Here is a 25,516-nt window from a genome sequence, read left to right as displayed (position 1 = left end):
AGTAAAAAATACAAAATTTAAATGAATCCCTATCGGAAGGCTGTAAGGTTGAAATGAATTATCAACACTTTATTTTTGATCCTGTTTCATCTGTTGGATAAAATCAACGACATTTACAGCAGTTATTTCAAAGAAAAATTTAGAAAAGTTAGAACGGTTGGAAAAACCGCATTCTTTTGAAATAGTATCAATAGAATATTTGCGCCATTCACTATCATTAGCAATCATTTCTTTAGCATATTCAACTCTGAGCCGGTTGACATAGCTGTTAAAATTACAGCCTTTGTGTAGGTTTATAATCGCAGAGAGATAAGTAGTATTGGTTTTTAATTTTTTAGCCAACTGATTCTGTGTTAACCCTTTTTCAAGATAAAATCTTTTTTCTTCCATTTTATCCAGCTTGCCTAAAATTTCATTGACCAATTGCTCCGGTAATTTAGAAGTTACCGAATGATTAATTTCTTTTGGTTCTACCACATCATCTGAACCTAATGGTAAATCATGAACCACTTCCTTTACTCTGCTTCTCCTTACTTTATGGTATCTAAAGCCAGAGATGATAGAGAGAATAATAAATGATATAAAAGCAATCACATAACCATATAAAGATGAATATTCCAATCTTTCTTTTGATTCGTTCAAAGCTTTAGTATCATATTCTTTATGAATCTTTGTAGAAAGGTATTTAAAGTCAGTTGATAGTATTTTATCAAAAGCCAGCAGCTGCTTGGTATAATAAAGCTCATTCATATTATCGTTATGATCTTTATAATAATGGATTAGCATTTCGTAGGATTCTCTTACCGCAGGCAGTACAAAATTACGCTTTACAAAAATTGAGTCCACTTTTTTGAAATAATAAACCGCTTCATTATCCTTTTTGCTTCTCAGTAAAATTTTTCCTTTCAGAAAATAAATGACCGAAGCATTAGTAAAATCATCAACTTTTAGAATTCCTGCCAGAGCTGTATTAAAATCTTCTACAGCTTCTTTATCATTCTTCTTTATATAATTTAATACGGCTCTAAGCTTGTAAAAATAGCTTCTTTCAAGGTCAAAATTTTTATCATTCGCAGATTGTTTTACTCCCTGCTCAACCAGTTCTGATGCTTCTTTATATCTGGCAAGAAAGATCAGACAGATACCCATCTGGTTAAGACTGTTCAAATATCCTTTCTTTCTGTTATGTCGAAGATTGGAAAGCAATTCTGAAGTATGGGGTTTATTGTAATATATTCTACATTTTGAAAAGATGCTGAGAGCCTCCTCATAATATCCTAGATAACTCTTGACGACCCCTATATGATACATATTTTTGTGATAGAGATAAGAGTTGTCTGAATCTTTAAGATAAGTCCAGGCCTTTAAATATTCATCTAATGCTTTCTGATATTTGCGTAAAGTGAAATAATAGATACTTCCCTTCGTGAGATAAGCATTTCCTATAATATCAGAATCTTTTGACAATAACGCAGCCCATATTGTGCTATCAGCATAAACAAGTTTTTTATCTTTAGTAAAATACACAGCATCCCGGTAGGCCTGGGATAATTCTTTATAGTTTTCTTCTTTTCTAGCCTTTTTTATGTAAGGATTAACAAATTCGAGTGCGCGCCCATCATTTTCATCAAAATTATCATAACGGGCCCTATAGTCAGAAAACTTCTGACCATTCATTAAAAGACTAATAAATACGAAAATAAATATTGCTTTTTTCAAAATAAAAAAAGTTTTTATAACGGATTTTTAAAATAACATGAATATTATTCAAAATTACACAAATTGAAACAAGAACAATATTATTTCAACACAAAGGGAATTTAATGAATCTAAACACCAATTTAAACATACTGACAATCAGTTATTTAAAATACAATTATATTTTGATTTAATTTACAAAACGTACCGCAATAATTTATAAATCGAGCCCATACACCTTTTTTTTCGGGCTATTTCTCCTCTAAATTCGTTCTCAGAATTCTAATATAAACCGGCCGGGATTGTTAACCTTTAAATCCCAGATCATGAAAACCTTAATTTACATTTCAACAGGAATTTTAATTGCCATAATGCTTTATTCCTGTCATCCGGATCAGCCTTTATCAATGGAAGATCCAAAGGAGAACATCCTACATAGTAATATTTTATCTGCAATATCAGATAGTATAGAGTTTATGGAAACAGACCCTCCAAAAGATCGTGACCACTGGAGACCCAATGAAACTAATAACCACAACAAATGAACAGTGAATCAATTCCATCGCTTACGGTAAGATCAGGGCAAAAGTGTCCGGTTAGCGGATTATGGAAAAACACAGGAACTTTCACTACAACGATCATTATTGCTGAGAAATCAGCAATGCCGGATTATTGCGGACAAAAAGTTATATGGATCCTTTTGTACCAATGCTAAAAAATATACCATGAAAAAGCTCATTGAACAATTCCCCACTTTCACTGCTTATTTTTTTGTGCTGTTGTTTATCTACGCATCGGTAAGTAAAATTCTTGATTTTGAAAATTTCCAGGTACAGATTGCACAATCCCCTCTTCTGACAGCTTATGCAGGAGCGGTATCTTATCTGGTAATTATTATTGAATTATTGATTGTTATTCTGTTGCTGATTCCACGCTTTAGAGGTGTAGGTTTATTTTTTTCATTAGGAATAATGACCGGTTTTACTGTCTATATCTATATGATCCTTCACTACAGTGAATCCGTTCCTTGTTCCTGTGGAGGAATCCTGGAAAAAATGAGCTGGAATGAGCATCTTTTTTTCAATCTTATATGCGTACTCCTGGCAGTTATTGCATTGATTTGTTTCTATGATAATCGCAAAAAAAACAGCTATAAAGTTTATATAAAATTATCCGCTACTATTTTAACTGGCTCTTTCATTGTTATTCTGCTTTATATCAGTTCTGAACATACAGTTAAGAGAGAAAATAATTTTACCCGTCGTTTTCTCATTCACCCATTGATTAAGGATAAAACCCTGCAGCTTGATAATGAACATTATTACTTTGCCGGAAACAGTAAATTCGATGTTTTTTTAGGAAACAAATCTAATCCTTTGGTTCTCGCATCAGTTGACAATAGTTTTAACTCATTACAAAAAATGCAGATATATCCCGATAAAACAGACTTTACCTATACTAATCTGCAATTAAGAGTAAAAGATTCAGAGTATTATCTCTATGATGGCAGTGTTCCTATTATTTACAAAGGAAAAACAGGAAATCCTGCAGCCCATACCATCAGTCATAATGAGGTATATTTTAGCCAACTAACTGTAATTGATTCTTCAAATTTCGCAGTAAGAATACGCAGCAGTAAAACAGGAGAATATGAATTAGGATTATTAAAGCTTACTGGATATCCGAAGTTCACCCTTTATGACAGACTGCTGGAAAAGCAGATTGACGGGATATTTGATGCTGACGGACAGCTGGTTGCTGATGTAAAAAACAACAGCATCACCTACATGTACGCTTACAGAAATCAGTTTCTGGTTATGAATAACCAGCTTCAGCTAAAGAACAGATTCAAAACCATTGACACGATCTCAAGAGCCCAGATTGAGCCCGTTAAGCTTGCGGATGGAAATACAAAATTAAAATCCCGTCCTCTAAAGGTTAACTCTGTATTAGCAGCCAGCGGTCCGCTTCTTTTTAATCGATCTCATCTTATGGGGAAACATGAAAGCGCCGAGCAATGGAGAAATGCAGTCATTGTTGACATTTACAGGACAGATAAACAGGAATATGTTGGGAGCTTCTACTTAGATCATATTGATAATAAACCTGTTTCTCAGATTATGGTCACCGATCAGTACCTCTATGCTATAGCTGGCAAAAAGCTTGTCCGCTACCAATACAGAACATCTAATGTAAAATATTTTACGACAGGGGAAGCTGAAAACCTGGAAAAAGAGTAAGCATTACCAAAAACTTCAATTATTATGAAAAAGTTTCTTATCCCTGCTGCCCTGGTGATTATGGGCACAGGAGGTGCATTAGCATCAAACATCGAAAGTTCATCCAAAGTTGTTACTATTGGATACAGAGTCGGAAATTTCGGAGAGCCCACCTGCGTAGCAGTTAAAAACTGTGAAACAGTAAACACAGGGGTACTCTGCACTTACACAGATGCTACGGGTCCTCATAACTTGAAAAGAATGAGTGGCTCACAGTGTTTTGGAGATTTGTTTGAAATCTTACCGTAATTTGAAATCTATTAACAAAGAGAAGGATGCCAACAGGCATCCTTCTCTTAATATAGACTCTTTTGATACACTACAATTCTGATAAATACTTAGGTCAAAGTAATGTCAATTATAATTATTCTTTCTCACAAATATGGAGTCCGCAAAGATTGTTGCTAAAATATATACTCCCCTCTGTATAAGATTTAACATCTACATCATCGACTTTAAATCCCATTTTTTCAAAATCGTCATCATTAAAGTATGAGTCTAAAGCGGTAAATTTTAAGTCGTATTTTTTTCCAACAATTATTTTATTTTTATTCTGTGATTTCTTTTTACAGTTTTTCTCAGATAAAATCAGCTCCTTAAGGGCTCCATTTTGAAACTGAATCAAATACATACTCTTTGTACTATCTATTTTTAATATTTTATAGGTATTATCAAAACGAGTATCTCTAGAAAGCTTACTATAAGAGCAGCTTATCAACAGAACAATAAATAAAACTACGGTATTTCTCATCTATTTTATTTTAGGTTTAATTTCAACCACTCCTAATGGTTTTGTTTGTCTAATTCCATTTACATCTTTATAAATTTCTCTATTAATTCTTATAGTCCCATCAGCTGAACGTGACACAGGCCCATTGTTAGATCTTAAATTATAATTTATTCTAGGATCCTGCTGATTTGCTTTCTCATGTGCTGAAATATAACTATCATAGCTTATAGTTCTGTTTCTAGCTCCAACCATATTAACTGTTACGGGACTATCTACAGTTCCGTTATAAGCCTCTAATATTTCATGAAAAACACCAACACCTTTAATAGCATCATAAAATACATCCATAATACCTAAATCTGTTGGATTAATAATTTGTGTTGCATGAGTTAGCTTATTTGGTGAACCTTCGATCGAAGAATCTATTGAAGAAGTAATTTTACTTCCTCTGAACGCTCCTCCAAATATTGCAGTATTATCTGATTCTACAACATTACTACTTTGAGCTATAGCCTCTACTAGTACACTTCTGTCTCTCGTGGCTGTCAACAACGTTGATTCTGCTAATGTTGCAATAGCTCCCTTTTTAACACTACCGGTCACCTTGCCATTGCTATCCATTTTTAAATTCAAATTTTTAGCAGCTATATATTGCCGGCAACAAAAAACCCTAAATCAGTAGTTTGAATGACTGCTCTTGCTTCTTCATCAGCTGTTGTTCCAAGTGTTTTTTGCCACAACTGATCTCCAAATTCATTGATTCGAATGAGCCATATATTAGATCCTCCTTTGGAATCATCTTTTTTATCCAGACCTTTGGGAGAATAGCTGGTTCCAGCTACTAAAAAACCTCCGTCCTGTGTCGTAACTGTAGCAGACAGATAATCATGATTGGATCCTGAAAAGTATTTCTCCCAAACTTCTTCTTCCTGCTGGTTTAATTTTACCAAATGAAAATCATAGCCGCTGTTTTGTTTGTTATTTTGCTGGAGCTTACTGCTCTAAATTGAGCTTCCTGTGATCAAGTATTGTTGATCAATTGTGGAAATGACCTGACTTAGAAAATCCTGCGTAGAGGATTTTATGTCTTTCTGCCACACCACCTCCTGGGCAGAAGTCCACACAACAGTGCATAAGAATACTGCACTGATATAGATTTTTTTCATTGATTATTAGCTTTTCTTTTTTGATTACACAATTAAAATTTGTAACGAATTATTTTCAAAATCGGATATAAAATAAGTATTGGCGACATATGTTATAGTAAACAGGCTGAAATTCCTGATTGAAAAAAAGATTTCCGTTGATGCTTTATATAGAATATAGAGATGTGAGTAAAGAAATTCACTGTTTTTTTTAAAATATTTACCTGTTATTATTTAGGAAACCAAAGTAGAAAAAAAATCTATTCACCAACTTATTCAAAACTTTCAAATTATAATACAATTTCGACATTAGTAAAAAGTATTAATTATTATTATCTGAAAGCTTACTGAAAAGGGAATCTCTTGCACGCAGGCGTGTTAGTCACAACTATGGGCTTATTTTTTTTTCTAATCAATAGTATTATCACCTCCTTAATTACGTAAATAGCAACATAGAAAAGGATGCTAAAGTGCATCCTTTTTTATTTGTCTCTCTATCCATGAAATATTTCTTTTTCCTTTCAGAAAATAATCTAACCAATCCTGTATCCTAAGTGCTAAATCTTTCTCTGCCTTTGAACCTATGGTAAAAACATGGGCTTCTCCCGGGTAGAACAATGCCACGACATCTTTTTTATTCCTTTTCAGCCCAATATAAAATTCCATAGTCTGGTCCCATACAATCCTTTTATCCTCTGTTCCAGTCCATAAAAGTATGGGAGCATTTACTTTATGAACATTTTCAATGGGATTATTTTCATTATAGATTTTCCTGTTCTCCACATATGAAGCATGCATATTATACTGTCCTTCTTCAAACTGCCAGTAAAAAGGGGTGAATGAGGTCTCATTATAAGAAAAATACATTCTTGTCAGATCACTGGCTCCCGCTCCTGAAATATAAGTCTTAAAACGATTTGAATATCCCGCTATGAAATCAGTTCGGAATCCTCCAAAAGAATGGCCTATCAACCCAACATTCTTACCATCGATACCCACATGATTCTGCAAAGCATCCAAAGAACTTTCTACGCAGTCCAACGCTGACAAGCCAACTCCTGAAGATCCATTTACGATGTCCGGCAGATACACAAAATACCCTTCTTCCAGAAGCTTCCTGATAGAAAACCCTACCGGAAAGTTATTAAGTGGGGATAAATATTGATTGGGATTCCTGCTCTGTACTTCATAAATGTGAACAACCATCGGATATTTCTTTCCACTGGCATATCCGATAGGATAATACAAAAGTCCTTTTAAAGATACTCCTTCCTTATTTTTGAAACTGATTGTTTCCATCCTTATTATCTTTGATATTTTATCCTGAGGATTGCTCTTAAATACAACTTTCCCTTGTTGCTTTCTTATCTCTTTATAGACAATCTTCGGTGGTTCATTGAGACTTTCTTCAACATATACAGCCTTACTAAAAGACTCATCAGTCTTATACCATGTTATATTGGAAGCTGATGAAGCCATAAGTGTTTGAAGTTTCCCTCTATCCCATTTCAAATAGGTTTTCTCAATACTTCCTTTCTGAGTCACTGACAAGAGCACCGGAGCACTTATATTGAGAATACTCTTTCTAAAATTATAACCTGACTCAGGATATAAATCAGTTTCATCTTTAGTGACTACATTTACTTCGTTTTCCTGATCGATATTAAGTGCTGTAAGCTTCCCTGCCTTTACATCATACTTCCAAAGATCATTGCTGCTCTCAAAAAAGATTGTTTTGCTATCCGGACTAAAATAGCCTTTTTTCAAATCCTTTTGGGGCAATACCACTCCTCTTGCTGTTTCTGTATTCACCAATACCCATAAGTCCTCCCTATTTTTATATATAAAATGATTTCCACAGTCTGACACCGAAACCTCTGCCTGCAAGATGCCAAGATCTTCATATGCCCCCTTGTTAAGATCATAGAGAAAACCATGAACCGGTGGAAACAGGGTTGAATAATTTTGCAGTTCATCCTTGTTAAACATCAGAAAGTAATCAGGGTTATTCAGGCTTACCACAGTTGAAAAACGGTCAGAAGGAATTTTTATCACCTTATTCCCTTCCTTTTTCCATATCCAGTACCGTTTTACAAAGGCCCCTTCCTGCTTGGCCTCCAGATTACCATCATTGCCATACCAGATATCAACTGTTGATTTTTCTGCCGGAATATGGGTGATTCCCGTAATCATAATGGCCTTTCCGTTTTGTATTTCCGTACAACGCAGATATTCATCCTGCCTCATGTCATCCATATCAGGAAATATCAGCTTTCCTCTACTGGTATCGAACAATACAAGCTTCTGAGATGAGCTATTTGTATCTCCAGCTCTCTTTGTTTCTTCCTTAAGAATTAGGAAACTCCCTGAAGGTGTTTCCTCAAAACTTCGGATCATTCCCGGTGTGGAATAGATGACATCTGCTTTATTACCAAAATATTTGACCAGCTGGATCTCTTTTCCTTCCTTTTTTACGATATATAATACAGATCCAGAACTGCTGACTCTGAAATACTGCACCCGGTTTATCTCTTCCAGCAGTTTAGATTTTGTATTATAGATATGAATAATACTGTCACTGGTCTGAAAAAAATATTTCTGCCCTTTTTCCATCGTCCCGCTCTGGGTTATATTTTCTGCTTCAGTTCCATCCTTAACAGTCTTCAGCTCTTTCTTCATTCCAGTCAATAAATTCCACAAAACCGCTTTTCCCTGTCCCAATGCCAACAACTGATTGTCTTTTACAAAGGAGTATTGGTATTTTTTAATAAGCGTCCCTATCAGGGATTGGGATCCTGACTTCCCTGTAGCCAACACCACAGCTGTATCATAATTCTGCCTGTAGACCTTTGTGGCCACCACCCATTTACCATCATCAGACACCTTGTTAACAGCAATATTGTAATAGATTGAACTTTCGTCTTTAACTGAATCCTGATGAGCCTGCGCATAACAGACCATTCCTAAAAGAATAAAAAAAAGAATCAGAAGTTTACTGATATTAATAGCCATGATTCTGTGGATTAAGATTGGGATTAAGTAACAGATCTTTCTGAGGAATAGGCCAAACGTTGTGAAAGGACTGCCAGTTAGGTTTTACCGCCTGTAAATCCTCCAGTCTGTTATTACGTTTTAAGTCCAGGAACCGGTGTCCCATTTCTGTAAAAAACTCCCTCCGGTTTTCCAAAAGAATTTCACTGAGCAGAACTTCTTTTGAAACCGGCGCTAAAGAACTCAGTCCTGCTCTCTGCCTTATCGGATTAATATACAGTAGTGTTTCTGCTGTTTTATTCTGCTGAGTCAGCGCTTCGGCCAGCAGTAAATACACTTCTTCCAGACGAAACACTATAGAGTCCTCTGTGTTATTGATGGTTGTATTTTTATACTTATTCACACGATACCACGTAGTTCCTCCTACCATTACCGGAATCATCCACTGCTGCTTTCTAAGGTCTCCCGCTTCAAAGGAATTCAAAAGACTTTCAGAAAGTGCATAAGTGGTAGGAGCTGCCCCTGAAAAGTAATACAGCATCGCTTCTTTAACCGGATCACCGAGATTTGCTGGCTTTAACTGCCATAGGATATGTTTTGAATCTTTCTGAAACACTTTTGGCAGATCATTCTGAAAACTGTACAGCGGACTTCTCAAAATTGTTTTGAGTATAGTCTCTCCCTGAGCCCACTCCTGTTCCAGCATATAAACCTTGGCCAGCATCAATTCTGCTGCTTTCCGGTTAGGATACACCCTTTCCTCATCTCTGTACTGATCTGAGAGCAGCTCAGCACATCGGGAAAGATCCGTTTCCAGTCTTGAAAGTACTTCTCCCGTTGCCACCCTTGGTAACGACTGATTTATTGTATAATCCGTTGTTACCGGATAAGGAACTGCTCCAAAGACCTGCTGCAAATAAAATAGCAGAATGCTTCTTACTAAAAGAGCTTCCCCTTCTATCCTATTCTTTTCATTGACCGGTAAAGCAGATGCTTTAACTCCTTCTATAATGGCATTGGCCGAATAGATATGCTGATAGGCAGTTGACCATACTGAATATACCGTGGAATTAGTATCGGTCTGCTGGTTATGATAAAGGGCCAAAATACCATTGGTATCCGTTAAGGCATATGAATCCATATCATCGGTATAGACTCCAAGCAGTGGTCCCAATGATTCACCTGACAGCGGTGAGTTATCCCTTAGCCCAGCATACAGCCCAGCCAATGCCGCATTAGCCGTTTGAACATCTGTAAAGACTTTGTCTTTTCCAATCTGATTGGAAGGGGTTTCCACTTCCAGCAGCTTTTCGCAGGAGAGAAGAAGCACAAAAAACAGCAGTATCATTCCCATATTCCTACAGAACCTCACTACCCTACGATATTGATTTATATTAATGTTAGAATTTTTCATTATTATTTTTTTTAGCAATTACAGTGAAATCAGAACACCCAGTGAATAGGTTTTTAAAGGAGGCAGGTAGCCAATATTCCTAAACTCGGGATCAGGCCCGAAGTATTTCGTAAAGGTTAATAGGTTCTGACCCTGAAAATAGACTTTCACACTTTTAAATGTTCCCTTTACAGGAACCTGATACCCCAATTCCAGATTCTTAAGCCTTATAAAAGAGGCATCAGACACCGCTGCCGTACTGTTCATAAAAAAGACATGGAGTTGATTCTTGATTCCGTTACTCCCCGAGGAATAGGGCATGTAGCTTCCACCAGGATTATCCTGGGACCATACATCCAGTACTTCTTGAGGCTGGTTATTCATCGTTCCCGGAATGGGCATGATATTGTTATAGTTCCAGTTTCTCTGTTTGACAAACTGAAAAAGAAAGGACAGGTTCCAGTTCTTTAGCCGAAGGGTATTATTCCAGCCTCCAAAGTACCGTACTCCGATATTCTCAACAGTCTGCCTGTCATCAGGAGCCGTGATCTTCCCATCGCCGTTAAAATCTTTGAAGCGATACAATCCTGTAGCAGGATCAATCCCTTCATACTGGTATACCTTTACCGAAGTAATAGGCTGTCCTATGACATACGTATTGGCATAGGTAGAGCCTGCAAGTCCCGGAAAAGAAACCAGCTTGTTTTTAGGAAAACTGATATTAATACTTGATTCCCACTGAAAAGATCCGCTAGAAAAAGGTTTTGCCGAGAGTTCCAGTTCCCAGCCTGAGTTCTCCACTACCGCATCCAGATTGGCCAGCACACTTGGAAACCCTGTTATAGAGGGTAGCTGATAGCCTACCAGCTGGCTGGAAGAACGGTTCTTATACCATGCTGTGGTCAGATTGATTCTGTTTTTTATAAACCCCAGCTCTAAAGCAGCTTCCAGTTTCGTAGTTTTCTCCCAGCTGTAATTGGGATTATAAAGCCTTGACGGATTCAGTCCTGCGGTATTGTTATACAGGTATTCTGAGAGATCATAAGTATCCAGATACCCGTAATCCCCTATGTTATCACTTCCGGTAGTTCCGTAGCTGGTACGGAGTTTTCCAAAACTCAGCCATTTCTTATTTTTCAGGAAAGGTTCCTGAGAGAATATCCATGCGGCCCCCACCGCCCCGAAATTCGCAAACTTATTGCTGGGACCAAAGCGGCTGCTTCCATCCCGTCTTCCGGTTACATTCAGGATATATCTTCCTGCATACTGATAATTGACTCTTCCAAAGAAAGCTGCATACCGGTATTCTGTTTTAATCTGATCGGTAATGATCTTGGTCCTTGCTGCTCCTATATTCTCTATAAAAGCATTGCTCTCAAATCCAATTCCTATCATGGACCCGAGCAAAGCTGTTTCCTTTTGAAAGGTTATTCCTACCAGTACATCCAGTGAATGACGTTCTTTCTTCATCTGCCAATTGAGCTGAGGTTCCAGAATAAATGAAAAACGGTCCTGGCCACTGGTGTAAGACTGTGAACTGGCACTGGACTGTCCCTGATAAGATGAAGGATTATACATGGTATTAGGCTTTAGTGACCTTTCATCAAAAGACTGATAATTTAGTCCTCCACTAAGCTTGAGAAACCAATGTTCCAGCAGTTCATACTGCAAGTTCATATTGGTTAAAAACTGTTTGTTTTCATAGGAATAGGAACTGTTATAGAGGCCTGCCGGATTGTTAAAGGTATTGTTCTCCCAGTTGAGGCTTCCATCAGACAGGTATAAAGAAGGAGCATTAGGTACCATCAGGAAAGCCTGTTTAGTGATATCCTCACTCAGTACATTGTTCTTCTGAAGAGAGAACCTGCTGGAAACATTCAGCTGAAAACGTTTATCTTCAGAACTGTGGCTGATATTGGCAGAGAGATTATCCGTTTTGTACTTAAAGTCTTTGGAAAACACAGTAGACTGCAAGTGATGTCCGTAGCCTACCAGAAAGGAGGTTCTTTCATTTCCTCCGCTTAGAGATACATTAGCGGTAAAAGTATCTGCGGTATTACCGATGAGCTCTTTCTTCCAATCCGTATGTCTTGTCTGATTCCATACTCCATTAATATCATAAGCATTCGCAGGATAAACAATGATTCCATCATTCTGATAAGCCTGCCTTCGCATCCTGAGATAATCTTCCGTCTTCATCATGGTGAGGTTATTGATCACAGAACTTACTGAATAGGACATTCCAACATTTAAGTCTAGGCTTGAGGATTTTCCTGATTTTCCTTTCTTTGTGGTGACCAGTACTACTCCATTAGCCCCCCTTGATCCATAGATCGAGGTTGCATCTGCATCTTTCAGAATCTCGATACTCTCAATATCCGAAGGATTGATACTGTTTAGTGGGTTGATACTGCTGGCAGGTAGTACCGCTCCTGAAAACTGGGAAGCCATTTCTCCTCCTACCGGAACCCCGTCCACGACATACAACGGATTATTTCCCAGAGCACGCAGGCTGTTCTTCCCTCTTATCTGAATATCATACCCTCCTCCAGGTATTCCTGAGTTCTGCACAATATTTACTCCCGCTACTCTTCCCTGAGCTGCTGAGAGCACATTGGTGACGGGTTGATTTCCGATATCTTTTGCTGAAACTTTGGCAATACTACCGGTTCTTTCTTTGTCCTTTACCTTGTAGTAGCCAGCGTTGAGAATAACTTCTTCGATTCCCTTTACTTTTTGTTCTAAGCTGATATTAACGACGGTCTGATTAGTGAGTGTAAATTTTTCTTCTGCATAATCAGGGTGTCTGAACAATAGGACGGTATTTTCTGCTGAAACCTGTAATGTATAGGTTCCATTGTTGCCGGTTCTGGTTACCTGATCACTACCCTCTTGGGAGATTATAACTCCTGAGAGTGGTTTACCTGATGAGGTGACGGTACCGGAAATGGTGCGTGTCTGGGCTTTTGTAGTAATGCTTACAGTGGTAAACATGAGCCCAAAGAAAATGCCTCCTATATTGTAATAGGAATTTTTCATAGATTTGTAAAGGTTTTTAATTTAATTAATGACTTAATTGTGCTCTTTTCTATAGGTCTGCAAACTGTATGGAAAAGGGCTTTTTTATTTGTCTCTGTTTCTTATTTTATCTTTTTGTTATTACTTTTTTGTAGTCCTCTTTCCAAGATGAGATAAGTTGCATCCAGCATCTTTGAAAGATGGATATAAGGTCTTACCAAATTGCTTTCCGGTCCATATTTGTACATTTGCTGTGAGAAATAGACAATACCGGATATAAAATAGTCAAACTCCTGAATGCTGTATTCCTTAAAGGCTCTACTAAAAACCAAGAATGGGTTTTCATATTCTTTATCAGACAGAGAACCTTTCATCATTGGAGAACTGATGTATGGCGCTGCATTTACTTTCCATTTCTTTGCCTTTTTACTGATCATATAACCTTCATGGATGAATATGCACAATGATTGATGAAACTGCAAAATGACAGAAGGTTCTTTCTTTAGCCGGTCTTTGCCGTTGACTGCATATTGCATGATGGAACTGAGCATCTGTTTAGCTGTAACAAGGTCATGGGTCTGAAAGAAAGTTTCAATACACTGTAGTTTTCTACGATTCTTTCTAACTGTTCCAACAGCTTTGTTTTTGTTTTTCAATGGTTGTTTTACTGTAAATAATAGTTTTTAAAGACCATGTAGGAGAAATCATAATGCTCCTCCCTACAAGGCCAAATGTGAATATGAATGAATTTGTGTTCCCGTGAAAGCCCTTAAGCCGCAATAGGTTGTACATTCCTATTGTACCGTATCAGTATACCTCTATTTTGTGAAGCGGCTTAGAATAAAAGATAATTGTAGAAAAGCAGAACTGCATAAATAAAAAACGGCATGGGACTCTACATATCTACCATTGAGGTACTGGTATACCTTACATACAGATAAGAGAGCCCACGCCTAGGTCGTGAGCTTCCTGCCTATCCTCTCGTATGTTTAAAAATTACCAGTTTTCAATAGTGAGATTCTAAGCAATAGCTTCTAATATTACGTTGAAGTATCGCAAAGTTACATTTATTGTAACTTATTTTACAAATATAGTAAAAAAAAGAACATCATTCGCTATAGCGAACAGTAAATTTCATTTAAATCTTTTGTTTTGAATAATTATTAATGTGAATATGCAAAATAAAGATGTTTTGAATAGCAAAAATGCTTTAGTAAACAAACATTTATGCAATTTTATTGAAAGCAAATTTCTCCGTGAATACTATGATCAGGAGGGTAATATTGTTTCACAAAATAAATATGCTAAACTATGTGGAATTACGTCTTCCACAATTTCAAAATTGAAGCTACCTGAAGGTTATGATGTACCAATGTCCACAATCTATAATATACTTAGACATGAACGCTATTCTTTAGAAAAATTCTTTAAAGAATTTGAAAACGCAAAAGGCATCAATATACCTGATTAAATGCTAATAGATTATCGAGGTATTGATTAAACACAAATGTAAAATTAGTTCAGAATGAGATACATAGAAACATTCAACATTTCCACTTTTATAAAATTTTAACACAATCTCTCACCTCCACTGTCTTTAATGACAAAAGCACCTCTTTTAATAGTGAAAGAGTGTAATACATTTTAATTTGAAAGGATTTCTGTATCTTCTAGAATTATCACCTTCCACATAAAATTTCGTATAACAAAAAAGACCTATTACAAATAGTTTTAGTTTTTATATACTAGTAAAAAAGACTAATATTTATGAATAAACAACAGATTAAAGAAATAAAATTATCACTTAATAAATTATGTGCAGATTTTGGGTTGGAAAGCTTTCAAGATGATATAGGTCATAACACAGAAATTATTGATTTAAGTTTTCCTATTGAAGATGATTATATTGGATTTGATATAGATTATATAAAAATCTGCTTAAATGAAATCGAATCATTACAAATAAAAGATGACAACAAGGTTATAACAAATACAATAACTCAGAAAGCTATATATATAAGTAATAACTATTACCCTTACTTATATTTGGGATTATTTGAACATAATTTGCAAGATGGTATTGTTTTGAGGATTTGTGATAATCCGCTATTAATTGGATTAGCATGTACAAAAACTCAAGAATACAATAAATATAATCCACCATGTAGTAGGCATCTCGCAGTTGAAATAATATATCCTACAAAAGAAGCTAGGCTTACCCCGGATGAGGAAGATAAAATGCTGAGCTCATATTTTTTTGAAATAGCAAATTCTTTTGAAATAGCCATAAATTATTCCTCATTCCATCTAGATAATGATGCTTTTGATGAGGAAGATATCACTCATTTAAATCTTAATAAATTAGAAAACTATAACTACGGAATGGACTTATTTATACAAGCAAATGAATCTATTACACAAGACTTAAAATATCTATTTTATTATAAAATTTTTGAATATTTTGCCCCTATTTGTTCTAAGATTGAAGCGTATGATATGTTAAGAAAGAAGTTAGACAATGTTAATTTAAGAAGTAATGATCCAGAATATTTAGCTTCTTTTTTTGACCTTGCAACTAAATACAGTAGAAGTTTAAGAGATAAAGACTTAATTAAATCTTTACTTAATAATGCTTTTGACTTAGTAGATGTCTATCAATATTTGCCTCTATCAATTAAAAAGCAAAAGATAAAATCCGAAAATATTAATTATAAAACTAATAAAGATTCTTTAGAAAGAATAATTGATTTACTTGGTGATATATTATATTCTACACGGAATCAAATTGTACATGCAAAATCAAACTATGTATCAAATGGTTTAGAATGTGCTGAATCTGAACTTCAGGAATTAAATAGCTTTATGCATAAAGCCAGTTATTCAATTATTAAATGGTATAATAGACTTCCTAACCATCAAAAATAATCGTAAATACGGGAAAACGTAAATATATTTATGTAAATTATGGGTTTATCAATCATACAATTTATAGAAAGAATTGAAAAAGCCATATTTGTAAGATTAACAGAATGGATAGGAAGATGGGTTGCAATTGCTTTTTTAGTTTTGGGTATATTATTTCTTTGGATACATTCTAAACATAAACAGCAAAAAGAAAGTAGTTCCAATAATGTGAAAACTTTTTGAGTAAAATCATGTAACTGTCAAATCAATTCTTCGGTTTGAGATGATATCATCGTTTTTAATCATTTTGGATTGACTTATTAATTATCTATTTAAATTTGATAAGTTTTTTCATCTTCACCATCAAAAGTAATAGAATAAATACCATCTTCGAATTTGTAGTCAGTAAAATTATCATCTTCCTTACTGTCACTACCTCCTAAACCTTCATCATTTTCTTCATTTGACATACTTGTAAATGAAAAACTCTAATTAAATTTTTCCAGATACAATTCAGGAAACAAAATCAAAATTCATAATGTACTGATATTTTTAAAAGCTCTTTTATTATTTTACTTATATACTCAGCAATAAAATGAGAAAGCAATTCTTTTGAAAAAATCATGGAGCATTAATAGGTTTTCACATAATACGGTTTCTCGTAATGCTATCCAAAGAAAAAATGTATATTTAACGCACTTAAAACTATATCCATCCCATGAAAACTAACTTTGAGAAAATCTCAATTGAGACAATAGATAAGAATGTTAATATCAAAATAAATGATAATATAGAAATTCCCCAAACTTTATACAAATATTACGTATTATCTCATTTTGCAGTTGAATCTCTTGAAAACTCAACAGTACATTTTGGGCATTCTTACCGAATGAACGACCTAATGGATGGTAATTTCTTACTATGGGATTTTGATGGTTTTCTTGATACCTATATGCATGAAATGCAACTACCAATGCAACAAAAGGAGAATTATCGTCATTACTTACTGAACGAAATATCAAAAGACTTCCTACAGTACATAGGGTATTTCTGTCTGTGTGAAACCCATAAGAATGATTTACTTTGGACGCATTACACAAACGAAAAGGGATATTGTATTGAGTTTGACACCCAATTATTGCTTAATAGCTTCAAAGCACATCAATCCTACTTCTTCCCAATCAATTATGGGGAATTGAAAAGAATAGATTTCGAAAAACATATTATCAAGACTCAAACAAATGGCAAGAGGATAAGTGTTGATGCAAATATTCCCTTATTCTATACACTAGCCAATAAGGAAGGGTTTTGGAATTATGAAAAGGAATGGAGACTGATAATTCGTGATAAAAACTTCTCTCCCGTCTCCCGTCCTGAAAACATTATTTCTGCAGAAAAAAGCAAAAAAGAAAAAGAGGATCTTAAATCAAGGAATTTACAAGTTTCCAGAGAATCTATAAATAAGATAATTCTATCAACCTTATTTTTCAATAATGAAAGATTTGATCATTTTGAAACTATTAATAATGAAGTGGTACAACTCACGTTCCTGGAAGATAAATTCAAGAAAGATTTGATCAAATTCCTTACAATCTTGAGGGAGGAATTTGGTGACAAAATATTCCAGGTCAATAAGTACCTCAAAGAAGGTATGGTCATTCGGGATATTACCTATAAGGTTGAAATCCTAGAAATTACAGAGAAACATGTTCAAATTCGTAAAATGCCTTATCCAAATGTGTACTGATAGTTAGATTATATTGTCGATAGGTTATATTTTTTAATTGCAGCATTATCAATCCGCTCAATGACTTCTGATAAATATTTTATTTAAAATTTCATCAATTGACAATTGATGTTCAGATCAGTACGCAAAATCTGATAGGAAAAATTTAATAAACTTATCATCTACAATCCTATTTCGATGGGCATAGAGATGGCGTATCTGTAGAATTTTTTCAATCTTTTCTTGTTTTATTTGGAGCAATTGGATAAAGAAGATTTTTAAAATTATCTGACATTTTTTAAATGTTTGATAGTGTTCCAATAACTTTAATTTGTAGTCAGTAAAATTATTATCTTCTTTACTATCACTACTTCCTAAATCTTCATCATTTTCCTCACCTAATGTACTTGTAAAAGAAAAATTTGAGTTAGCACCAGAATAGACAATAAAAAGGATGATCCAATTTTATTGGATTTACATTATAGATAATTCTGTATCATCGGAATTTCAAATTGAAGCTATTCAAAAAACATCTGAATACACAAACCTAATTTTAAAGTTATTATCAGAAATATAAATGAAAAAAGTATTTTTAATAAAAAAAATAACAAAATACATGAACAAGTATATTGAAGACTCTAAAATATTTCTGAATTATGTATCAGATAAAATTACAGAAGAACTTTCTGATAATGATGTTATACAAATAGCAATTAACCTCTCACTGGGAATGGAAAGATTATTAAAAGGTATATTGTTTGAAGTAAATCCTTTATATATTTTGATTGAACCAAATTTTAATCACTCTATACAACATATTTACAGTGAAAAAATTATTATTCAAAATAAAAAGACCAAAGAATTACCAGACAAATTCAATGAAGATGTCATAACATTTAAGACTAGTCTTCTAAGGGCGCAAATTGTATCAAATACTGTTTACAATCATAAAAATATTTTATTTGCAATATCTAACATACGAGATATTCTTGCACATTGTGACTTACAGCTACTAAATAAAGTTGAAACTAAACAAATTATTTCCCGTGATTTCTATCCAATGATAAAATCATTTGCTAAAGAATTAAAAATAAATGAAAATGCTTTTTTTAACTCGAATCAAATAAAATTATCCAGTATTTCAAGTGCTTTACAAACAGATTTAAATATGAAATTTTCAATTATGAAGGATGAGTTTAAGGGAAAATGGAAGTTATTAAAAAAAATAGCAGGTTACACAGAATCCAAAATCCTGAAGACAGAAGAAATATATGATATTGGGAATAAATTTAAATATAAATGTCCAGCATGTAGAAATACTGCATTAATGTACTTTAAACCTGTAAGAGAAGAGTATATAAGTTCAGGAAAAGTTCAAGAAGTTATCACCGGATTTTTGATTCAAAATTTAAAATGTGAATTTTGTGGTTTTGAAACAGATGAAGCTGTAATTTTAGACTTGGTTATGTCTAATAAAAGAAATGATGTTGACCAAGGAATCAATATCTATGACGAGAGAGTTTAAATTATTTTTAATTATTAAATATCTCTATCCTCCAAAGTCTTCTGGTTTTGGAAATCAGTTTTAAATAAACATCAAAAAAATTGTAACTTAATGATGTTGATATATAATAAGTTAATTGGGGATGGGTTTGCTATTAAATTTATAATGCTGATTATCTGGTCAAATTTTATTATCAACTTATATTTTAAAAATATAATTGTTTGACATTTTAACCATTTATTAAAGATAAAATGAAGCTTCTTCTATTTAATAGGTAATAAATTATTTATTAAACATATTTTAAAAATCGTTGTAAAGAACATATTCAGAGGTATTCCATGCAAATGTAAAAAACAGTTTATTTCTTATCTTTAAAAAATCTATTAATAGCTGTTCCCATACATTTTCTCCGAAAGGAAAATACTACTTAAAAATATTTAGTAGCCAATATCTCCCTTATCTTTACTATTTAATTTTACGAAAAAATTACTCTATCCATCAATCATTTTACGGTTTCCCATAAAAAAATCTCATATAAATATCTTATTTTAGCTTGATATGACTTTTACGAACCAATCACAAATGAATCAAGAACATCATAAATGGCTCACCTACTGGAAAAAGAATTTAGCAGACTCCCTTAATACCAATATTGAAATTGACGGTTCCCAGCATTTTGAAATTGAAGACTTCAAAATTGAAGACAATTCTATTGCTGATCTTAAAAAAGTCAATATGCTCATTGATTTTGAAGAAAGAAGAATCAATGAAAAAAGAGGGATTAAAAATAAAGATGATGAAGAGTGGATCACTATAGACCATATATTTGTAGTAATAGCACCCTTTAAGCTTAAGCACGCATCAGACCATCTTGTTCATCTCAAAGATAAGAAACCTAAATTTCCTTTCTGGTACTCTGCTTATTTAGACAGAAATGGAAAACTCTATATTCCTGACGAAATGTTTCCCCTGTTTCAAAGACAATATTTGGAACCCCTTGCTGATGAACGTACTGAATTTATTTTTGGGAATATTGAAGAAGTAGATTTAGCTACTACCCTGGGAAAAGAAAATTATTCAAAATATCCTGAGTATATACAATACGTTAAGGATGTATTTAAAAAAGTTATCGGTCAGGAGCTATATAAATATCAATCAGGAGCTTATGAAACGATCTTTAATGCTATAGTACTGCTTCCACAAGAAGAAATGAATGCAGCAATGGGAATCATAGAGCTGTATGAAAAAATTCTTCACCAAAAGAATCTTCCCGAACTTTTACAATCTTTCATAACCTTAAACAACAATCAGGAAAAGTTACCTATCACTGTCCCTGATTTAATAAACACTAATGATTTGCACCTCGGGCAGATGGGTTTTGATTTTCCTATTTCCATTTCACAAAGAAAAAGTTTAAATACTCTTTTAGGATCTAATGAAAAGGTTTTTGCAGTCAATGGTCCACCAGGTACCGGAAAAACAACGCTATTACAAAGTATAGTTGCCAATAAGATGGTTGAAAGCGCACTTAGGGGTGAAGATGCGCCAATTATTTTAGCATGCTCTACCAACAACCAGGCAGTTACCAATATTATAGACAGTTTCTCAAGATCCAACACAAGAGAAGGAAAATTACAAGGCAGATGGATTCCAGATGTTGATGGTTATGCTACTTACCTTCCCTCTACCAGTAAAAAAGAAACTGAATTAAAAGGTATTAATTATAAAAAACTGAATGGTAACGGCCTTTTTAACGACATAGAAAATTTAGAGTTTCTACAAGATGCTAAAGAATATTTTTTAGAAAAAAGTAACGAATACTTTAATTCTACCGCCCTCAGTATATCTTCTGTAGTACAAAAATTACAAACAGAGATTTCAGACATTGAACAGGTCCTTAAAGACTCTGGTGATACGTGGAAGGATTACTTACAATCCGAACATGTATTTACGTCTAATTACCTTCTCAATAATTCGAAAGTTTCCAATTATTATCAGGAAGATTTGCTCAATGAAGATGTACTCAAAAATGATGTTGAGGACCTGACTAAAACTGAACAAAATATTATTACATATTTTAACAATGAACCATTTTTCAGAAAAGTTTTTTGCTTTCTGGGAATACAGTCTGCTCTAAAAAACCGAGCTTCGGAAGTAAAAATAATTCTTAGAGATTCCCAAATTGCAATTCCTGAAAATTTTGTGTTCAAGAAAAATGAAATTCTTGATACAATAGATTCTAAGATAAATACCGCTAAAAAGATTATTGGTTCCATTGAAAAATGGAAACTATGGAAGAATAACAATTCAATTAAAGGTAACCCTCCACGTTCAGAAGAAAAGTATTGGGAAAGTGAGCACTTAAAAATAAAAGAAAAAATAAGTGCTAACTGTTTTCATGATGAACTTGATATTTCACTGCGCCACAAAGCATTTCAATTGGCTTTACATTACTGGGAAGGAAGGTATCTACTACAACTTGAAGCAGAACTTCTTGATCCCAAATTTAATGGGAAAGGGAAAGAACCTATGATTAACAGATGGAAAAGACATGCAATGCTTACACCATGCTTTGTCAGTACATTTTTCATGGCGCCAAAGTTTTTCAGTTTTTATAAATTTTTAAGGATGAGCGGAGAAGGCAACAAAATACATGATAATCCGCCCTTATTTAATTTTATTGATCTTCTCATTGTTGATGAAGCAGGCCAGGTTTCTCCTGAAGTAGGTATTGCCACATTTTCTTTAGCTAAACAGGCTGTTGTTGTAGGAGATGTAAAACAGATAGAACCCATTTGGAACGTTACCCATAAAATTGATATCGGTAACCTTAAAAAGTGTGAAATTATCGAGGAATATGATGATGTTATTTACGAAAAAGAATTTGATCCTAAAGGTTTTCTATCTTCTACCGGAAGTATTATGAAAATGGCTCAAAATGCATCAGGATTTAAAGAGCCAAACTTGCATGAAAAAGGGGTCCTGCTAACAGAACATAGAAGATGTTATGATGAAATTATTAATTATTGTAATATATTAGCTTATGACGGAAAACTTATTCCATTAAGAGGAAAAGCAAAAAAAGATTTACTTTTCCCTCCAATGCACTGCATTCATGTTGAAGGCCAATCTACAAGAAACCCAAATGGTAGCAGGTTTAATATTGAAGAAGTCAAGACAATTATCAATTGGCTGGTAGATAATAAATCAGAAATTGAAAAGAAATATAAGTCGATTGAACATGCTGTTGGTATTATTACGCCATTTACAGGACAAAAAAACAGCTTAAAATCGGCTTTAAAAGATGCGGGGTTTAAGGTTGATGACTTTAAAATAGGTACAGTTCACGCCCTACAAGGTGCAGAACGCCCTATTATCTTATTCTCAATGGTCTATGGTGATGAAGATAAAGGCACACTGTTTTTCGATAGAGACAACAAACCTAACATGCTCAATGTAGCCGTTTCGAGAGCAAAAGATAACTTTATCGTTTTTGCTAATACAAAGATTCTTAATAAAAGTGCTAAAACCCCTTCAGGTGTGCTTGCTAACTTTTTAAAATATGACGTAACAGCAAATTGATGTATAAAAAACCTGTAAAATAATAAGATTAAGTAATGGCAGTTGACAGCAAAATAAGAGGAGATGAAGGAGAAAATTTTGTAAACGAGATTGCTTACAAATCTTTTTTCAAATATTGGTGCTATCCAGGACCGAGATATGAAAATGGAGACAAGAAAGAAATTTGTGATTTACTTATTGTCTTTAATGACGTATGTATTATTTTCTCTGTAAAGAACTACGAATTCAAAGGCAATCACCTTCGCTATTTCAACAATACTATTGAAAAGGCTATAAGGCAGTTAAATGGAGCCTACAAAACATTATTCAAAAAAGAAAATGTAGAGATTAAGCACCCTGACAGATATATAGAAGAATTTCCAAAAAATCAGATCAAAAAGATTTTTAAAATAATAATCAATCTTGGAGAAGGTGTAGATTTCTATGATATAACAAGAACCCAAAGCAACTCAAATTTTATAACAATCTTTGATAAAGAAACTTTTCAAACTATCGCAGAAGAATTGAATACTGTTCCCGATTTCATTGACTATTTGGAGAAAAGAGAATTGCTTTTTAAAAATAAAACTGTCCAAGTCATTTCACCTGCATTTCCAAAAGATTTGAACGAAAATGACAACAAATATCTTAAGAAAGCTGTTGAAAATTCAATAAAAATTATTGGTACTGAAAAGGATCTCCTTGCTTACTTTTTCACAAATACCCGGAGCTTTCCTAAAATTATTTCTGATAACATTGAGAAGAACTATATAGTTATTGATATAGAATCTGCCTGGGAAACATTTAAAAGCTCACCAAATGCAATCAAAAAAGAATTTGCAAATTCTTCAAGTTATTTTGTTGATGAACTTGTAATGAATGAGATTCTAAATCGGGAAGAACCATTAATGGAGGAAATAGCAAAGGAACTGTTATCTTTAAATAGATTACAGCGCCGAGCTGTAGGTATCAGCTTTGAAGAATTCTTCGATGATATTCGTAATGCTAATGAAGGAATGATTAAAAGACGCTTTACAGAACATGGTAATTTAGCTCTTGTCTTTTTCAATTTTTTCCCGCAATGGGGTGAAGATTCCCTATTACGAATGTTTGATTTAATTTTTGAAACATTTGCTTTTCATTATCAATATAGACATCAAACTTTTATATTAATAGGAGTAAGTTCAGATCCATATTTTATAATTCAAATGCATAAAAATTATGGAAAATTTGATGCAGAAGATGAAGAAATTATAAAAGCAAATATTAAAGAACTTGGGTGGTTTACAGAGTACAATGAACAGATTAGAAATGTTGATGAATTTCCTGAGTAACGAACTATACTTAAAATACATATTTTTTAATAGTAATAAACTTCAAAAATTAATACAATCATTTAAGCTATAATGAATAATGTCGTTAAACTTACACGTACAGAACTCTATGATAAGGTATGGACTACACCTCTAACTACATTATCTAAAGAATTTTATTTGTCTGATAACGGACTAAGAAAAATCTGTATAAAATTTGATATCCCTTTGCCACCCATGGGATACTGGCAAAAATTACAGTATGGAAAAAAAGTAATAAAGACACCATTACCTAAGCAAGAAAATGAGCAAGAGATAAAAATTTATGTAGATCAAAATAAAAATGATCCTAATCCTATAAATTTATTAAAACAGATTGCTACGGAAAAGATTAAAAATAATTCAGCACTAATTTTAAAGGTTTCTGAACGATTAAGCAAACCTGACGAAATCGTCAGTAAAGTGCAAGATAACCTTAGCAAGAAAAAAGTTAATAATTATGCCAATATTAAAGGAACTATTCATACCGATGGAGGGTTACCCAATATTGTTGTCTCTCCAAAAAATGTCTCGCGTTCATTAAGAATATTAGATAATCTAATAAAGAATTTTAAAACTTTAGGATATAGAGTAAGTGTCGATTCCGAAGGATTAAGATTCACCGCATACCAAGATAAAATTACATTATGCATTAGAGAAAAAAGCAATATTAAAGATACAACGAATGAAAGAGGATGGAAAAGCAGAGATTTAATAGCAAATGGTAAACTAGCAGTTAAGATCGTGCAATACGGAACGACTGAATTTGCAGACACAGATAAATTACTTGTCGAAGATCAAATTGAAAAAATTTTGATAAAAGTTGAAACTGAGTTTCAAAGAATGGCTGAAAATAGAAGAGTGTGGAAAATTGAAAGTGAAAAGAGAGAGGAGCTTAGAAAGATTGAAGAAGCAAAACAAAAATTGAAGGATGAAGAGCTTACAAAATTTATTTATTTCTATAATGATGCCCATCGATGGAAGAAGTTTATGATTCTAAAGGAGTATTTTGAGCATTTGAAATCTACTAATACCACAGACAAAGAATGGCTTGATTGGGCTGAAAAAAAACTCGATTGGTACAATCCGGCTAAAAATACAGAAGACAATTTAATGGAAGACGTTGATAAAAACTCGTTAGAAATCAAGAAGAAAAATAGATGGGAATGGTAAAGAATAAATTAATATACAAATCAGAATGCTATAGTAACGCTC

At 33.7% G+C, this 25,516-nt stretch carries 21 protein-coding genes; 11 read left to right on the top strand and 10 right to left on the bottom strand.

All coding sequences use genetic code 11. The features are described 5' to 3' along the window. Positions 1–69 precede the first annotated feature (69 nt). Positions 70–1,719 carry a helix-turn-helix domain-containing protein gene (locus ACQ76T_RS03820; RefSeq protein ID WP_431342015.1) on the bottom strand — a complete coding sequence of 550 codons (1,650 nt, stop codon included), beginning with the start codon at positions 1,717–1,719 and terminating at the stop codon, positions 70–72. Between the two features lie 305 nt (positions 1,720–2,024). Here ACQ76T_RS03820 and ACQ76T_RS03815 point away from each other — a divergent pair, with 305 nt between their 5' ends. From ACQ76T_RS03815 to ACQ76T_RS03800, 4 genes are read left to right on the top strand one after another with little or no spacing between them, the layout of a single operon-like run. Next, complete coding sequence (locus tag ACQ76T_RS03815; RefSeq protein ID WP_431342014.1) at positions 2,025–2,243, top strand: hypothetical protein; 219 nt, start codon at positions 2,025–2,027, stop codon at positions 2,241–2,243. After that, the gene (locus tag ACQ76T_RS03810) at positions 2,240–2,413 is read left to right on the top strand and encodes a hypothetical protein (protein ID WP_431342013.1); all 174 of its coding nucleotides are present in this window, start codon (positions 2,240–2,242) and stop codon (positions 2,411–2,413) included. The genes ACQ76T_RS03815 and ACQ76T_RS03810 overlap by 4 nt, the downstream gene beginning before the upstream one ends. Positions 2,414–2,423: 10 nt before the next feature. Next, positions 2,424–3,938 carry a MauE/DoxX family redox-associated membrane protein gene (locus ACQ76T_RS03805; RefSeq protein ID WP_431342012.1) on the top strand — a complete coding sequence of 505 codons (1,515 nt, stop codon included), beginning with the start codon at positions 2,424–2,426 and terminating at the stop codon, positions 3,936–3,938. Positions 3,939–3,962: 24 nt separating this feature from the next. Further along, positions 3,963–4,226, top strand: coding sequence for a hypothetical protein (locus ACQ76T_RS03800; protein WP_310026126.1), 264 nt, complete (start codon positions 3,963–3,965; stop codon positions 4,224–4,226). 115 nt (positions 4,227–4,341) lie between these two features. Here the strand turns inward: ACQ76T_RS03800 and ACQ76T_RS03795 are convergent, their stop codons facing one another. The 8 genes from ACQ76T_RS03795 to ACQ76T_RS03760 form a co-directional block, all read right to left on the bottom strand. After that, positions 4,342–4,728, bottom strand: a complete 387-nt coding sequence (locus ACQ76T_RS03795) for a hypothetical protein (protein ID WP_431342011.1) — start codon at positions 4,726–4,728, stop codon at positions 4,342–4,344. Continuing rightward, positions 4,729–5,328 carry a hypothetical protein gene (locus ACQ76T_RS03790; protein WP_431342010.1) on the bottom strand — a complete coding sequence of 200 codons (600 nt, stop codon included), beginning with the start codon at positions 5,326–5,328 and terminating at the stop codon, positions 4,729–4,731. Positions 5,329–5,351: 23 nt separating this feature from the next. Next, positions 5,352–5,657: a hypothetical protein gene (locus ACQ76T_RS03785; RefSeq protein WP_431342009.1), complete on the bottom strand. Its 306-nt coding sequence runs from the start codon at positions 5,655–5,657 to the stop codon at positions 5,352–5,354. 51 nt (positions 5,658–5,708) lie between these two features. Continuing rightward, a complete protein-coding gene (locus ACQ76T_RS03780) occupies positions 5,709–5,873 on the bottom strand; it encodes a hypothetical protein (protein ID WP_431342008.1) in 165 nt (54 codons plus the stop codon). Between the two features lie 444 nt (positions 5,874–6,317). Beyond that, on the bottom strand, positions 6,318–8,864 hold the full coding sequence (locus ACQ76T_RS03775; RefSeq protein ID WP_431342007.1) for an alpha/beta hydrolase family protein: 2,547 nt from the start codon (positions 8,862–8,864) through the stop codon (positions 6,318–6,320). Further along, entirely contained in the window at positions 8,854–10,257 is a 1,404-nt protein-coding gene (locus ACQ76T_RS03770) for a RagB/SusD family nutrient uptake outer membrane protein (protein WP_431342006.1), read from the bottom strand. The genes ACQ76T_RS03775 and ACQ76T_RS03770 overlap by 11 nt, the downstream gene beginning before the upstream one ends. Before the next feature lie 18 nt (positions 10,258–10,275). Further along, a complete protein-coding gene (locus ACQ76T_RS03765; RefSeq protein ID WP_431342005.1) occupies positions 10,276–13,275 on the bottom strand; it encodes a SusC/RagA family TonB-linked outer membrane protein in 3,000 nt (999 codons plus the stop codon). A 101-nt stretch (positions 13,276–13,376) separates the two neighbouring features. Continuing rightward, a complete protein-coding gene (locus ACQ76T_RS03760) occupies positions 13,377–13,910 on the bottom strand; it encodes a hypothetical protein (RefSeq protein ID WP_431342004.1) in 534 nt (177 codons plus the stop codon). A 518-nt stretch (positions 13,911–14,428) separates the two neighbouring features. Between ACQ76T_RS03760 and ACQ76T_RS03755 the strand changes: the two genes are divergently transcribed. Then, complete coding sequence (locus tag ACQ76T_RS03755) at positions 14,429–14,725, top strand: hypothetical protein (RefSeq protein WP_077416141.1); 297 nt, start codon at positions 14,429–14,431, stop codon at positions 14,723–14,725. A 296-nt stretch (positions 14,726–15,021) separates the two neighbouring features. Further along, positions 15,022–16,179 (top strand): hypothetical protein, encoded by a 1,158-nt coding sequence (locus ACQ76T_RS03750; protein ID WP_431342003.1) that lies wholly within the window; start codon positions 15,022–15,024, stop codon positions 16,177–16,179. A 311-nt stretch (positions 16,180–16,490) separates the two neighbouring features. Here the strand turns inward: ACQ76T_RS03750 and ACQ76T_RS03745 are convergent, their stop codons facing one another. Next, on the bottom strand, positions 16,491–16,628 hold the full coding sequence (locus tag ACQ76T_RS03745) for a hypothetical protein (protein ID WP_431342002.1): 138 nt from the start codon (positions 16,626–16,628) through the stop codon (positions 16,491–16,493). A gap of 248 nt (positions 16,629–16,876) precedes the next feature. On the opposite strand from ACQ76T_RS03745, the gene ACQ76T_RS03740 reads away from it, so the two are divergent. The 5 genes from ACQ76T_RS03740 to ACQ76T_RS03720 all read left to right on the top strand — a co-directional run bounded on the left by ACQ76T_RS03740 (position 16,877) and on the right by ACQ76T_RS03720 (position 25,474). After that, on the top strand, positions 16,877–17,905 hold the full coding sequence (locus tag ACQ76T_RS03740; protein WP_431342001.1) for a DUF2971 domain-containing protein: 1,029 nt from the start codon (positions 16,877–16,879) through the stop codon (positions 17,903–17,905). Positions 17,906–18,461: 556 nt separating this feature from the next. Next, positions 18,462–19,409 carry a hypothetical protein gene (locus ACQ76T_RS03735; protein ID WP_431342000.1) on the top strand — a complete coding sequence of 316 codons (948 nt, stop codon included), beginning with the start codon at positions 18,462–18,464 and terminating at the stop codon, positions 19,407–19,409. Between the two features lie 561 nt (positions 19,410–19,970). Then, on the top strand, positions 19,971–22,970 hold the full coding sequence (locus ACQ76T_RS03730; RefSeq protein WP_431341999.1) for a DEAD/DEAH box helicase: 3,000 nt from the start codon (positions 19,971–19,973) through the stop codon (positions 22,968–22,970). Positions 22,971–23,005: 35 nt separating this feature from the next. Further along, on the top strand, positions 23,006–24,283 hold the full coding sequence (locus ACQ76T_RS03725) for a hypothetical protein (protein ID WP_431341998.1): 1,278 nt from the start codon (positions 23,006–23,008) through the stop codon (positions 24,281–24,283). A 72-nt stretch (positions 24,284–24,355) separates the two neighbouring features. After that, positions 24,356–25,474 carry a hypothetical protein gene (locus ACQ76T_RS03720; RefSeq protein WP_431341997.1) on the top strand — a complete coding sequence of 373 codons (1,119 nt, stop codon included), beginning with the start codon at positions 24,356–24,358 and terminating at the stop codon, positions 25,472–25,474. The last annotated feature ends 42 nt before the right edge of the window (positions 25,475–25,516 follow it).

Source organism: Chryseobacterium sp. JK1 (assembly GCF_050632815.1).
GTDB lineage: Bacteria > Bacteroidota > Bacteroidia > Flavobacteriales > Weeksellaceae > Chryseobacterium.
The sequence above is the reverse complement of the archived record's forward strand: the minus strand, read 5'-3'. Positions and strand labels throughout refer to the sequence as shown.